General features: G+C 41.1%; 12 protein-coding genes. 4 read left to right on the plus strand and 8 right to left on the minus strand.

Translation table 11 applies throughout. The features are described from left to right. Positions 1-6 precede the first annotated feature (6 nt). From clpS to rpiA, 5 genes are all read right to left on the minus strand, one after another. Positions 7-420 (minus strand): ATP-dependent Clp protease adapter ClpS, encoded by a 414-nt coding sequence (gene clpS / locus FTT83_RS05120; RefSeq protein WP_180043417.1) that lies wholly within the window; start codon positions 418-420, stop codon positions 7-9. Between the two features lie 18 nt (positions 421-438). Next, a complete protein-coding gene (locus FTT83_RS05125; protein WP_086196331.1) occupies positions 439-1,194 on the minus strand; it encodes a DUF6776 family protein in 756 nt (251 codons plus the stop codon). Positions 1,195-1,272: 78 nt separating this feature from the next. Next, complete coding sequence (gene argC, locus FTT83_RS05130; RefSeq protein WP_180176309.1) at positions 1,273-2,328, minus strand: N-acetyl-gamma-glutamyl-phosphate reductase; 1,056 nt, start codon at positions 2,326-2,328, stop codon at positions 1,273-1,275. A 702-nt stretch (positions 2,329-3,030) separates the two neighbouring features. Next, positions 3,031-3,711: a M48 family metallopeptidase gene (locus FTT83_RS05135; RefSeq protein WP_180176310.1), complete on the minus strand. Its 681-nt coding sequence runs from the start codon at positions 3,709-3,711 to the stop codon at positions 3,031-3,033. 104 nt (positions 3,712-3,815) lie between these two features. Next, positions 3,816-4,487 carry a ribose-5-phosphate isomerase RpiA gene (gene rpiA, locus FTT83_RS05140; protein WP_180176311.1) on the minus strand — a complete coding sequence of 224 codons (672 nt, stop codon included), beginning with the start codon at positions 4,485-4,487 and terminating at the stop codon, positions 3,816-3,818. A 107-nt stretch (positions 4,488-4,594) separates the two neighbouring features. On the opposite strand from rpiA, the gene ilvA reads away from it, so the two are divergent. From ilvA to FTT83_RS05155, 3 genes are all read left to right on the plus strand, one after another. After that, positions 4,595-6,133: a threonine ammonia-lyase, biosynthetic gene (gene ilvA / locus FTT83_RS05145; RefSeq protein WP_180176312.1), complete on the plus strand. Its 1,539-nt coding sequence runs from the start codon at positions 4,595-4,597 to the stop codon at positions 6,131-6,133. A 279-nt stretch (positions 6,134-6,412) separates the two neighbouring features. Beyond that, positions 6,413-7,063, plus strand: a complete 651-nt coding sequence (locus FTT83_RS05150; RefSeq protein ID WP_180176313.1) for a TrkA family potassium uptake protein — start codon at positions 6,413-6,415, stop codon at positions 7,061-7,063. Positions 7,064-7,066: 3 nt separating this feature from the next. Continuing rightward, the gene (locus FTT83_RS05155; protein WP_180176314.1) at positions 7,067-8,407 is read left to right on the plus strand and encodes a TrkH family potassium uptake protein; all 1,341 of its coding nucleotides are present in this window, start codon (positions 7,067-7,069) and stop codon (positions 8,405-8,407) included. Between the two features lie 59 nt (positions 8,408-8,466). On the opposite strand, the gene FTT83_RS05160 is transcribed toward FTT83_RS05155, so the two are convergent. The 3 genes from FTT83_RS05160 to FTT83_RS05170 all read right to left on the minus strand — a co-directional run bounded on the left by FTT83_RS05160 (position 8,467) and on the right by FTT83_RS05170 (position 13,403). Continuing rightward, positions 8,467-9,621 (minus strand): phospholipase A, encoded by a 1,155-nt coding sequence (locus FTT83_RS05160; RefSeq protein WP_180176315.1) that lies wholly within the window; start codon positions 9,619-9,621, stop codon positions 8,467-8,469. A gap of 24 nt (positions 9,622-9,645) precedes the next feature. After that, on the minus strand, positions 9,646-12,585 hold the full coding sequence (locus FTT83_RS05165; protein WP_180176316.1) for an insulinase family protein: 2,940 nt from the start codon (positions 12,583-12,585) through the stop codon (positions 9,646-9,648). Positions 12,586-12,953: 368 nt separating this feature from the next. Beyond that, a complete protein-coding gene (locus FTT83_RS05170) occupies positions 12,954-13,403 on the minus strand; it encodes a GNAT family N-acetyltransferase (protein WP_086196340.1) in 450 nt (149 codons plus the stop codon). Positions 13,404-13,539: 136 nt separating this feature from the next. Between FTT83_RS05170 and FTT83_RS05175 the strand changes: the two genes are divergently transcribed. Then, positions 13,540-14,544 (plus strand): adenosine kinase, encoded by a 1,005-nt coding sequence (locus FTT83_RS05175; RefSeq protein ID WP_180176317.1) that lies wholly within the window; start codon positions 13,540-13,542, stop codon positions 14,542-14,544. Position 14,545 lies beyond the last annotated feature (1 nt).

Here is a 14,545-nt window from a genome sequence, read left to right on the forward strand (position 1 = left end):
ATCCCCTTAATCTTTTGGCTCAATCTGACAAAGTAATGGATGACCTTGAGACCGAGCATAATTATTGACTTGGTTCGCTTTCGTTTCCGCAATGTCTCGTGGATAAACGCCTGCAACACCTTTCCCTTCATAATGTACAGTTAGCATTACTTGGGTCGCTTGGTCAAGATTCAAAGCAAAGTATTGTTGTAAAATTTCAATTACAAAATCCATAGGGGTGTAATCGTCATTCATCAAAACAACAGCATATAAGGGGGGACGCTTTAATTCAGGGGGAGCCGTTTGTACTGCAACATCCCCTTCAGCGTCATCCTGCGAGTCATTACTTAAGCGTGGACTAATATGCCAGTCGACATATCCCGATTGATGAAAAGAATTTTTGATGGTGTTTAAACAATAATGACGCTTATTCATTCGCATAGGATTTTTAATTCACATTTATTGTGCATTTGCTTCTGCTTGAGGAATTTCAGAAATAAATGCCGATTGACTCTCTATAGGTTTACCACGTCCCCAACTAAAGCGCTTAATTAACGGTGTACTTGTTGCTCCGGTTAAACGAACCTCAATGAATTGTGGTGTAAAGCCGTTAGGCATGGTCCAGCGTCCGGTTAAACGTTCATAATCTTCAAAGTTAAAGTTTTTGTCTTCCATAGGAACCACCAAAACTTCAGTACCCTGAATTAAACGCAACTCCACAGTTCCTGAAACACCCCGTCTATTCGGACTGATTTGAACCAGATCAAGTTGATATTCATAGGCATTTTCTGGTAAGGGTTTAATGCCGATATTTTGTATGGTCAGGCTTAAACCACCACGCTGACGCAACACTTCACGGTAAATTGCACTCAAACCTTCAGCCTGACTTTTATCTTCACGTGCCTGATTCAAAGCAGTAAACAAATCATTTGAATTACTGACCGCAACATCACGCTCCTGTACTGCCAGATTCAAATTTTTATTCAGCATTTCCAGGCTGGCTTTTTGCTTTTGCACTACTTCGACCAGCTGTTCGGCATCCGCCTCATAGCCAACCACAGTCAAACCTTGCCGATGCCCAACTGAATAGCCCAGCAAACCACTTCCCAGAACAAGAATGGCCGCACCAATTGCCAGCGGTAAATTACCCTTTAGAAAAGGTTTTTTACTGAGGAAATTCAGTTGTGACGGAGTATTTGAGTCAGAATTCGGCATCGTCATCTCTTATTTTGATTCATTCAAAACACACATTTAAATCCAAATCCAAATGTGTGTGAAGTCGAAAAACGTTTTTTATGGTAATAAGCCAATACCTGCAAGACCTGCATTCTCAGCAAAGCCAAACATCAGGTTCATATTTTGTACCGCCTGTCCTGCCGCACCTTTCACCAAATTGTCTTGTACAGAGAGCACAACCAGTTTTTTAGGCTGTGGTTTATACAAGGCAATTCGAAGCTGGTTGGCACCGCGTACCGAACGTGTTTCAGGTGAGCTGTTAGGTGGCATTACATCTACAAACTGTTCATTGGCATAGAATTGTTCATACAAGCTTTGCAAATCGGTAGCATCACCTGCATCAGTTAAGTCCACATACATGGTACTCAGCATACCGCGGATCATAGGAACTAAATGCGGTACAAATAAAATGTGATTAAATACATCTTTAAGACCGGAAATATTTTCCAATGCTTCCACAATTTCAGGATGATGACGGTGACCTGCAACGCCATAAGCCTTGAAGTTATCGGCATTTTCAGAATAAATCATACCTAGGCTGGCTTTACGCCCTGCACCAGATACGCCGGATTTTGCATCAATAATAATACTTTCCGGTTTCACCAATGCTTCAGTTTGTTTAAATAATGGTGCCAAGCCTAACTGAACGGTAGTTGGATAACACCCCGGGTTACCTACTACATTGGCTTGTTTAATTTTTTCACGATTCAGTTCGGACAAACCGTAAACTGAATCTTTTAAAATATCTGGGCAGGCATGTTCAAGACCATACCATTTTTCAAATTGTTCCAAGTCTTGCAAACGGAAATCCGCCGCCAGGTCGATGACTTTAGTATTTGCTGCAACAAGTTCTGCTGCATGTTTCATTGCTACACCATGAGGGGTTGCAAAGAAAACCACATCGCATTTTTTCAGTTCATCAATGTTTAAATCTGAATATTCAAGATCGGTATGACCGCGCAAGCTTGGGAACATGTCATCGACACGGCGACCTTTTTCGGTACGTGATGTCAGTACATTAACCTGTACATTTGGGTGTCGTAGTAAAAGACGCAACAATTCAACGCCTGTATAACCTGTACCACCGACAATACCAACAGTAATCACGATCACTACCTCAAATCTAAAGTGTCCATTTCGTAACTGCGTAGTATGACAGGAAGTTTTGGTTTTCTAAACCATTTCTCAAAGGATTGATGTTTTTTTATAAATTTTGGATTAGCTCCTCAGTCCTGTTTCCAGTTTGTGAACTTAGCTCTTTCCAGCTTCGGCAACACAGGTAGACAGCAAATAAAAATCCCGGAAAAGCAAAGAATACAATCACATCTCTAATAGTAGATAGCCCAGTCACCCCAAGTATTACTCCTGTAGTCGCTAGAATTTTGAAACTGGTTCTTCCATACTCCAAAACAGTGCAATAACAAATAAAACGATCCAATAAAATGGGGTAGAGAATGCTCAGCATAAAAATTAAATAATAGAGGAATAATGCTGGAGTACACATACAAAATCAGCAAACTTAGCGCAAATTTATTCCAATTTAGTTTAAGCAAAATTCTAATTTTTATAGTTTATTTTAACTGAATTTACAGATATGAAATATTTAATTCGCTTAGGCTATTTTCCGAGTAAGAATGATAAAAAATATTTAACTTCAATTTTATCTAAATGTTGAAATGAATTCTCAAAGACTCTTCTCTATTCCGCTATTCACAGCTCACAGCAGTTTAGAAATTCAAAATCATCTATTTAAAACAGTCTTAAAAATATGACCCGAGTAATGTTTAAGTGATGCTGTATATCAACCCAATTAGTTTAATTGCACCACCAATACAGCATTGGATTAGTTTTTAAAATTTTGCGATGCTGCTGATAATTGGCATCATGCTTTGCAACTTTCGCCCAAAATCTTGGACTATGATCAAAATGCTGGGTATGCGCCAACTCATGCACACAAACATAACGTACGATATTTTTAGGAAACAATACCAGAGCACTATTCAACATAATGTCATGTTTCGATGTACAACTTCCCCATCGTGTTTTAGGCTGCCGAATCGCACATTTGCCAAAACTCAAATTACTTTCTTGGCTCACATCCCCCAAATAAAGCGGAAGATGCTGCTTTGCATAGGCGATTACAAACGCTTTTAAATATTGTTCAGGCTGACGATCACTGATCAAAAGTTTTAAATTTTCATCATCAAAAATAAAACCATGCTTTTGGCTTTGATAAATGATCTGTAAAGGCTGATCTAAATTAAACAGCTGTAATTCATTCGGTAAAGTTTTGTCTATTTGAACAATTTTTTCTTGCTGTTTCTGCCAAGTTTGAATGAGCCATTGCTCAGACTGATCTATAAAATTTTGAATTTGTCGTTTGCTGCAAAGTACCGGCGCAGTTAAACGGATCTGAGTCGGTTCAACACGTAAGCGTAAATTCTTCGCTCGCGAATGACGGACAATCTGGATTTCAGGTAGGTCGTTTAGGGTCATTTTGTTCTTTTAAAATCTCCCCAAACCCCCTCTTTTACAAAGAGGGGCTTTAAAGTTTCCCTTTAAGAAATGGAGATTTAGAGGGATTTTTCTAGAAAGTTTAATTAAACCGCAGTACGCTCTTCAATACCGTTGTCTGTTGCAACTACAGCAATATCCGCTTTATTCAAAGCAAAAATACCATTACACACCACACCCGGAATGTTGTTAATGGTTTTTTCAAGTTCCAGCGCATTTAAGATATTCAAATTATGTACATCTAAAATCACATTGCCATTATCTGTCACTACACCTTCACGATAAACCGGATCGCCACCCAAGCTTACAATTTTACGGGCTACCGCAGAACGCGCCATTGGAATGACTTCAACTGGAAGCGGGAATTCACGGCCCAATTGTTCTACCCATTTAGAATCATCGACAATACAAACGAATTTTTTCGCAATTGAAGCGACAATTTTTTCACGAGTCAGTGCAGCACCGCCCCCTTTGATCATGTGCATATGACGGTCAATTTCATCTGCACCATCGACATAAGCATCCAAACCACCAACACTGTTCATATCCACCACTTCTATGCCTAATTTTTTCAGACGCTGCGCAGTGGCTTCAGAACTGGCAACTGCAGCTTCCAATTGCAATTCTGGCAATAATTCAATGAGGAAGTTCACAGTACTTCCTGTACCTACCCCCAAAATCCCGCCTTTAGGCAAGTGCTTTAAAGCAGCTTTTGCGGCAGCTTGTTTCTTTTCATCTTGGGTAGCATACAGACTCATAACTTGGCTCAACTATTTTTTGACATTTGTTGCTGATTTAACAGCCCAAATGTACGGGGGTTTGTTACAATAAAGACCTATTTTAAACTGTTAGATGGAAAATTAACATGCTGTCTCGTTTGGTTCGACAAATATTACAAGCAACGGTGTATGACGTTGCAATCGAAACTCCACTCGAAGCAGCGCCACGAATTAGTGAAAAGCTAAACAACAACATTCGCTTTAAACGCGAAGATTTACAACCTGTCTTTTCCTTTAAACTACGCGGTGCTTATAACCGTATTAGTCAATTACCGAAATCTCAGTTAGAACGTGGCGTTATTACGGCTTCAGCAGGTAACCATGCACAAGGTGTGGCCCTATCTGGTAAAAAACTGGGAATTCGCGCCATTATTGTCATGCCTAAAACCACGCCTGATATTAAAGTTCAGGCAGTAAAACGTTTGGGTGGAGAGGTGGTCTTGCATGGCGATTCTTTCGATGTTGCCAACAAATATGCCATTCAACGTGCTACCGAAGATGGCATGACCTTTATTCCCCCTTATGACGATGAACTGGTGATGGCGGGTCAAGGCACAATTGCCAATGAAATTTTACGTCAATGGCGTGATGTGGAATATGTATTTGTTGCTGTTGGCGGTGGCGGTTTAATTGCCGGTGTTGCCGCTTACCTTGGCGATGTCGCACCGCATGTAAAAGTCATTCCGGTGGAATACGATGAATCTGCCTGCTTAAAAGCGGCTTTTGAAGCCAATGAACGTGTAATTCTACCTTCTGTAGGTTTATTTGCTGACGGTACTGCGGTTGCACAAATTGGTGAAAAACCGTTTGATGTGATTCGCCTGCAAAAATCAGACAACTCGGGTCCAATTGTTGAACCAGATGTCGTTCTGGTCAACACAGACGAGATCTGTGCAGCAATTAAAGATACCTATGACGAATGCCGCAGCATTGTTGAACCTTCTGGTGCCATGGCACTTGCAGGAATCAAGAAATATGTTGCTGAACATGGTCTGGAAAATAAAAACATGGTGTCGATTGTTTGTGGTGCCAACATGAACTTTGACCGCCTGCGTTATATTGCTGAACGTACAGAACTTGGTGAACGTAAAGAAGCCATTTTTGCCGTGACCATTCCGGAAGAAAAAGGTTCATTCCTGAACTTCTGCCGCGCCCTGCAAGGCCGTAATATCACGGAATTCAACTACCGCGCTAGCGATGCAAGTGCTGCACAAGTTTTTGTCGGCATCAGCTTGAAAGGCGGTGAAAAAGAACGTCACGACATTTATGAAACCTTGAAAGTTCAATACGATGTAGATGACCTGTCTGATGATGAAGTGGCAAAACTGCATATCCGTTATTTGGTCGGTGGTCATGCAGACATTGAAAATGAACGTCTGTTCCGTGTGGAATTTCCGGAACGTCCAGGTGCCTTACTCACCTTCCTGGAACGTTTAGGACCTACCCACAACATTACCCTGTTCCACTACCGTAACCACGGCGCGGCTGAAGGTCGTGTTCTGGTTGGCTTGGAAGCAAGCGACGCGAAACAGAATCCGGATGGTTTAATTGAAACATTGGAAAATATTACTTATCCATATGCAGAAATTACCAACAATTTGGGGTATCAACGATTCTTGAAATAATTTTTTAGCATTAATTAACTGAAATAGCCTGTATTCATACAGGCTATTTTTTTGCATTTAACTCTCGTTATTAAAAAATAGTTAGACAAATCACATCAATCGAAAGCTGTACATGGACTATTTTATAATCTTGAGCTAATCATTCCCTGTTTAGAATTCAGTTGAATGCAGTTATTCAATACCTAAGCTAAAGTTTAACACGCAAACTCTAAAATTTAGTGGCATCATAGTCGTTGAAATATGATGTAAAAATTGAAAACGAATTAGGATTAAAAACACATGGCACAGTTTGCAGTGATTGGTTTGGGTAGTTTTGGTGCAACCGTCGCAACCAAATTAGCCATGTTAAACCATGATGTGATTGGTATAGACAGCAATAAAAAATATGTAGAAACCTTTTCTGATCAGCTGACTCATGCAGTCATTGCCGATGCCACAGATGAACATGTACTCAAAGAACTGAATATTCAAAACTGTGAAGCCGTGGTGGTGGCTATTGGCGAAGATATAGAAGCCAGCATTTTATGTGTTTTGCATCTAAAAAATATGGGGATTAATAAAATTTGGGCTAAGGCCAAATCACAAGCCCATCACATGATTTTGACCCATCTTGGCGTGAATAAAATCATTCATCCTGAAGAGGATATGGGTAATCGGGTTGCCCAGTCATTAAGCTACCCGATGGTCAGTCGTTATATGGGTTTAGAAGACAATCATTTCATCGTTAAAATTGAAATTAAAAAGAGTCAGCAGGGCGAACGTTTTCATCAGCTTATGAGTCATATTCCTGAAATTAAAACGATTCTGCACAAACGCGGCAAAGAGGTTTCATATAACATTGATCCTAATTTAATTATGCAAGAAGGTGATATCTTAGTCGTGGAAGGTGAAATTGAACCCTTAAGAAAACTGTCTGCCCGGTTTAAATAAAATATGAATCCAGCGCAAAACAAAAATCCCAATACGGTCAATCTAAGCCCACCCAGTTTACTGGCACTGGGTTTCTTGAGCTTTATCGTTGTCGGAACTTTATTGCTCAAACTCCCGATTTCACATCATGGTGAATTAAGCTGGCTCAATGCCCTGTTTACTTCAACGTCTGCCGTGACCATTACCGGGCTGTCTGTAGTCAATGTCGGAGACGCCTATACCACCTTTGGCAAGGTCGTCATTATGCTGTTATTGCAAAGCGGCGGCTTGGGTTTTATGACCTTTGCCATACTGGCTGCACTGAGCCTTTCTTCCAATATCAGGCTCAAACAGCAAATGATGGCGCAGGAAACCATTGGTCAAACCAGCCTGGCCAAAGTGTCATTCACCATTAAAGGCGTACTGTTATATTCCCTGTTTTTTGAGGCGATTGGCACATTGATTTTAACTATTGCCTGGATGCCAGAATACGATTTTTCCCGCGCCTTTTTTTACGCGGCTTTTTATAGTGTTTCGGCTTTTAATAACGGCGGTTTTTCCCTATTTCCCAATAGTTTGATGAGTTTTGCAGACCATTACTTTATTACTTTTACCATTAGTATGCTCTATATTATTGGTGGAATTGGCTTTGTCGTGCTGATGGATATCCAGCGCACTCGTCGCTGGAAAAAATTAAGTGCCAATAGCAAATTAATACTCTCTACCATTGCAGGTTTAAACCTGTTTGCCTTTATCGTAATTTGGGCACTGGAAGCCAACAATCCCCTAACCCTGGCGAATATGAGCCTGGGTGATCAAGCCCTAAATGCCTGGTTCCATGCCACAGTTCCGCGCTCATCCGGTTTTAACAGCCTGGAGATGGCAAACATGACCGATGCTTCCACCTTAGTCACCATGATCCTGATGTTTATTGGTGGCGGTTCACTCAGTACGGCTGGCGGTATCAAGGTGGGTACTTTTATTATTGTGGTCTTAAGTGTGATCACTTTTTTACGACGCTCGGAAGAATTAACCGTATTCAATCACTCAGTTTCTAAAACCACCTCATTTAAAGCCTTAGCCGTGGTTTCCATTACCGCCATACTGATATTTTTAGGATTATTTACGCTTCTTATTCTGGAGCCCAGCAAAAACTTCCTGGATTTACTCTTCGAAGCAGTTTCTGCCACCTGTACGGTAGGATTATCACGTGGCATTACCAGTGAATTACAGCCTGCAAGTCTGTTTGCATTAATCTTACTGATGTTTGCGGGTCGTTTGGGGCCACTGACTCTGGCCTACCTGATTGCCACCCCGAAAAAAAGCCGTTTAAAACATCCACCGGCAGATATTCAAATTGGTTAAACCCGATTCAATAAAAAACCACTCATACAGAGTGGTTTTTTATCATTCATGGATAAATTTTAATACCAATTCATTAAGGATACACCTAAACCGACATAAGTGGCCCGATGGTTATAATCAATCAGGCTTTCACCATAGCCATCAAACAATTGAAAATGACCACGCAATTTACCGCTAATCGGGAATGCCCAATCAAACTGCATAGCCCCATGCGCATCATCGCCACCTTTTAGCGAGTGACGCAGCATCAGGGAAAATTCATGATCATTCTTGCGGTAGAATGCAGTTAAATCACCACGACCAATATAGTTTTTAATATCCGGGTTGTTATCATCTTTTGCATCTTCTTCAATGCGATACCAAGGACGTAGCATCAATGCAAAGTTGTCGCGTTCTAAACCGACATTAAAAATAATACGGTTCCAACTACGCGATAAAGGATCGGCACGGCCATTGGACTGATGGTTAAAGGTCACGCCTAGTAAACGTGCATTTAAGCCCAAAATTTCATAATTGGTCCGAAATACCAGACTGGCTTCAGGTTCATAGTTGGTTTCACGAAAAGGACGCGAGGCATCTGCATTATAAACCTGCCAGTGTGATGACTGGGTATAACCCAGCCAGATATCTCCATTATCACCAAACAGGTTTTCAACTGCTTTGGTTTTTAAAGACAACTGGAATTTCGCTTCCATCGATTTCAGGTTTTGCTCATCACCCACCTGTACCGTGTTATTTTCATTCGGACTGAAAGGACGTTCGTTTTTATCCGAAGTCCAGAATCCTGGAAGCAGATAAACCGGTTGGTGCGCACGAATATTCCAGGTTCCAAGTTTACTTTCAGAAGACAGCTCCCAACGCTTGTCCAGCAAAGACGTATTGGGATCAATTTTTGGCCCCTCAACTGCAAAGACATTACTCATCCCATGACTGATTTTTTCTTTGATCGTTTCTGGCTCAGTCGGTGCAGGTGCAATTTGATTGGCTGCCTGACGTTCAGACACCAGTGCCGTTTTTTCTGTTTCAGGCACCTTGAACAAAGTGTCATAACAGGCCAGACGATCCGCATTGGACTCTAATGCCACGCATGCTTCCGGACTTGCGGGTGTAATGAGAGATTCTGGTTTTTGTGCATGAATACTCGCCGCATACAAAGAACCGAGCATGATCATGCTCAGTTGCAATGTAGTGCGTTCAAGCGTTTTGAACGCCATAGGGTTTTACCTCAAATGATATCTTTAGTTCACTTGCTTAATATCAAAACCAAGTTCAAGCAGCGCTTCACGCTTAGCTACGGGTGCAACCACAGCCTTGACCGGTTTTTGCTGAACCAAATATTGTTCTGCAACCCGTTTTAAATCATCCAGAGTTACAGCAAGTAAACGTGCACGTAATTGCTTGCGCACTGCAGGTGTACGTGCATGCAATAATGCATAGCAGGCAGTAATGGCTTCCCCGGCAGGAGAACCCGGTTTATCCATGCTTGCAATTAAGCCCAAGATTGCTTCTTCCAGTTGATGCGGTTTGTGTTCTGTATTCAGCAACCAGTCAAGACTGGCGTCAAAATCTTTAAAAGTTTCTGCCAAACGTGGATCACGATAGCTATAAAAACGGAACGAACAGGCATTGCCATCGTAGCTTGCTCCACCGCCGTACGCCCCGCCTTTTTCACGAATTGCACTATGCAAGAAGCCATTACGCAAATAAGCAGCCAAGACCATGAGAGGTGCAGCATCTGGATGAGAAACCTCTACTGCAGCATAAGCAGCAGCACAGAATTGAACATTGGCTTGAATCAGCCAAGCTTCGTCATTATTGCTATTTTCTGTGATGATTTGAGTTAATTCTACCGGACTTTTATCAATAGCTAACTTGTCCCAAACGTCTTGCACTTCTTCAATCAAACGATCGGACTGATGTTCTTCACACACCAGCAAGAATTGTTTTGGTGCCTGTAAAAGTAAACGATGAATGGCTTTTAATTCCGCAATTAATGCATCATAAGCAGCTTCATCGCTTTCAATTTTACTTACCAAATCACCTAACCAGTTCAGCGCACCCAGACCGGTATTTTGATAGTCACGTTGTGCTAAAGCACTGTGGTTACGTCCGGCAATTTGCATGGCATAACTATGACCCGAACCGGAAATACGTGAATTCCAACGGGTTTTACGCTGTTGCAATAATTCAATAATACGGTCTTTTTCATCAAAACGTAGTTGTTCAAATGCCAGTTTCAACAGGCGGATAGCTTCAAAATTATTCACCAGCGATTTGGTAGTCAACGTAAGCCATGCGCTAATCTTGTTTTTATCATCATATTTTGAACGTAGAGATGCCCCCATCCCCACGCCACCACTCACTGCAGTTTGCAGTTGTTGCAGTTCCAGATAGTCGTATTCACCCGCACCGACTTCACCCAGCAAAATTGAAAGTAAATTGAAATATGGCGACTGAACCACCTGATCTGGAATTTTTACCAACACCTGTTGATAGTAAATGCCATTGGTTCCGGCATGATACAGATTCAAAGGCGTGTCTAAATTATTGCTGATAATTTCACGCAATTGACCTTGTACGATGTGCAAGTCCGCAGGAACGTCTTCCAGACCGACTTTCGGTAATAGGTTCAAATCATCCGGCGTATCCTGACGGACTTTTAATGCTTCGGTTTGCTTGAGAATTTCTGCTTTTTGCTCATCCGTCAGTTGGGCACCAATTTCAGCCAGACGCGCTTTTTCCGCTTCAGCTTCTCTTGCCGACTTGGTTGCATCCGGCAGCAAAGTCATCTGTACACGATGCGGATTATCCAGCAGATATTCTTTAATCAGGTTGGACAACCACATTGGGTCTTTAAGTTCTTTTTTGACCTGTTCAATCGCCGTGTCTACATCCCAGACCTGAATCGGATCGCTGTGATGAATGACGCTGCTTAAACCGTTTAAAATCAGGCTTAAACCGTACGGCATGCCATCGCCATTGATTTCACGCTGATGTAATTCGATTTGATGCAAAATCGCATCCACCATTTCGGCATCAACCGGTTTCGAAGCAACTTCTTCAAGAACCTTAAACACACCGTCTTTAAATTCCTGGGCATGTTCAGGATTTGAACCCTGTACGCCACAAAAGAAGGTCATTTCAAAGTTGGAATCATCCACACCCATAATTGGACCGGTAGACTGGGCATAACCACAGGTTTCCAGATAATGACGTAATGGCGAAGCTGAATCTTCCAGCAAAATACCTTCAACCAGACGCATCCCCAAGCGTAATTTAATATCACTGGCTTGCGGCAACAGCCATGAAATCACGTGATAGGTTTTATCCTTCAGGTCTTCTGCATCTACAGCATAACTTTCTGTGACTTCAAGCGGTGCAGTTAAACGGGTTTCGGGTGTTGAATGTAAGGTTTGACCTTTTTCAAATTTAGACAAGGCTAAAGTTTCAAATTGTTCCTGCAAGTAATAAGCCGATTCATTGCCAAAAGTCATAAATACCGCATTACTTGGATGGTAATGTGACTTATAGAAATCAACCAACTCAGGGTAAGTTAAATCCGGAATATTTTTAGGATCGCCACCGGAATTGTAATGATAGGTAGTATGCGGGAATAAATGATGCGCCAATTGATGATAAAGCTGATCTGAAGGAGAACTCATTGCCCCTTTCATTTCATTAAAGACCACGCCTTTATAAACCGGTTCGCCATTTTCCAGCTCAATGCGAATACCTTCCTGAGCAAAATCAAGTTCGTTTAAATTGGCAGCAAAAGCAGCATCCAGATACACTTCCAGCAGGTTCTGGAAGTCTTTTTTATTTTGCGTGGCAAAAGGATAGGCGGTCCAGTCTGCTGAAGTAAACGCATTCATAAAGGTATTGAGCGAACGACGAATCATCAGAAAGAATGGGTCACGGACCGGAAATTTTTCCGAACCACAAAGCGCAGTATGTTCTAAAATATGCGCCTCACCTTTTGAATCCATGGGCTGGGTACGAAACGCCACCAGAAAGACATTTTCATCCAGATCACTGGCCAGATGATAATGTATAGCACCAGTGGCTTTATGCTTATATTCAGACACCCGAATATCTAGGGCTTCAACATGGTGTTGACGTATCAACTGAAACGCAGGATGAACAGTTTGAGAAATGGTTTCAGTGACATCTACAGTCATGTGATCTCCAACATTTAAATATTTATAAGATGGTTTTGATTATACCTGAATATTGCACTATTTGGATTTGTACAGTTACCAAATTCCAAGCATTTTGGTCCATTTTAAATCACGGAATATTTCAATCAGATTTCGGAATTTTTTAATGTAACTTTATCAAAAGTGAATTCAAGATGAGGGTCAGACAGGTATTCAAAAAATAGTCGAAAACAAAGCGATGAATGCAATAAACAAGAGATTAAGTTGAAATAATTTTTAATTATCAATTTAGACTGATATCTGAATAATGAATAGCATTTAAAAAATAACTTCATTATGACACCATCAAGCCTACTCAGACTTAACGGTGTCATAAGTGAAAATAAAAACTAGATCAAATATTTGAAATAACTGTAGTTAGGATGATTTTCTACAAACACATAGTTTTGCTTTTGATAAAAATGCGCTGCATTTTTAGTATCTGTATTCAGGCACAATGCTGAAAAGTTGGCACGTGCCTCTTTTTCCAGCTGTTGTAACAGTTGCTTGCCCACACCATGCTTGCGGTATTTAGGTAATACATAAAAACGACGCACCCGCCCAATACGCGCATCAATTTCATTTTCATTCCACTGCTGGTTTAAACCGCCACAAGCCACAAGCTTGTCATCATCATAGCCCAACAACAGAAATTCACCCGGTTGATCAAACCGGTTCTTGCCACTTTCGAACTCTTCAATCAATCGATCAACAAACTGAAATCCTTCTTTCTGTGCCTGCTTGGCTAATTCCTTGATTTGTTCAGGTAATTGCTCAGCTTTATCAATCGTGATATTCATCTAACCTTCCTTATTCTGTCCTATATAGTATTTTGAACGAATAAATTGACTCTATATTGAATTTTATTCATCAATCTACAGCAATCATGAGCATTGGTGTAAACTTAACGTTTTAATTTAAATGTGAATGAAAGACATGACAACTGTTGATCTTTTTGCAATTGGTAATGCATTAATCGACCAAGAATTTAAAGTCTCTGACGATTTCCTGATTCAACAGAATTTGCAAAAAGGCACTATGCAGTTGACTGATGGTGAAACGCAAGCAAATTTATATAATAATTTAAAAGAAACGCAAGTATACAAAGGTCAAGCATCAGGTGGATCTGCTGCAAATACCACCGTTGCATTTAGTGCTTTAGGCAGCACAGCCTTTTATGCTTGCCGCGTGGGTAACGACGAACTTGGTCAGATTTACCTGAAAGGCTTAAATGATGCCGGCATTCAAACTGCAGCACAATCCGTCAGTGAGGGCGTGACTGGAACCTGTATGGTTCTGGTGAGTCCGGATTCTGAACGTACCATGCAAACTTACCTTGGTATTACCGCTGAACTGAGTGAAGCACAAATCGATTTTGAACCCTTAAAAACTGCAAAATGGCTGTATATTGAAGGCTATTTGTCCACTAGCGACACTGCAAGACAAGCGGTTAAACAAGCCCGTGAAATTGCAAAAGCACATGGAGTAAAAATTGCCTTGACCCTTTCTGACCCAGCAATGGTGCAATATGCACGTCAAGGGCTGGATGAACTTTTGGATGATGGTGTCGATTTATTGCTTTGTAATTATCATGAAGCTTTAATGTATACGGAAACTGATTCAATTGAAGCAGCTTTGGCTAAATTGCAATTAAAAAGCAAATACACTGTCATTACATTATCAGCTGAAGGTGCTTTGATTTCCGATTCTGAGCAAATCCTGAAAGTTCCCGGCCGCAAGGTAACCGCGGTAGATGCCAATGGCGCCGGTGATGCCTTTGCAGGTGCGTTTCTGTATGCACTCAATGCAGGTTTAAACCTTAAAGTGGCTGCTGAATTATCAATCTTGATTTCAAGTGAAGTGGTTTCACAATTTGGACCACGCCTGAGTGTAGAAAGTTATGCAGAATTATTAAATAACTTCCACAAGGAATGTGCATAAT

Source organism: Acinetobacter sp. YH01018, from assembly GCF_013420295.1.
Lineage (GTDB): Bacteria > Pseudomonadota > Gammaproteobacteria > Pseudomonadales > Moraxellaceae > Acinetobacter.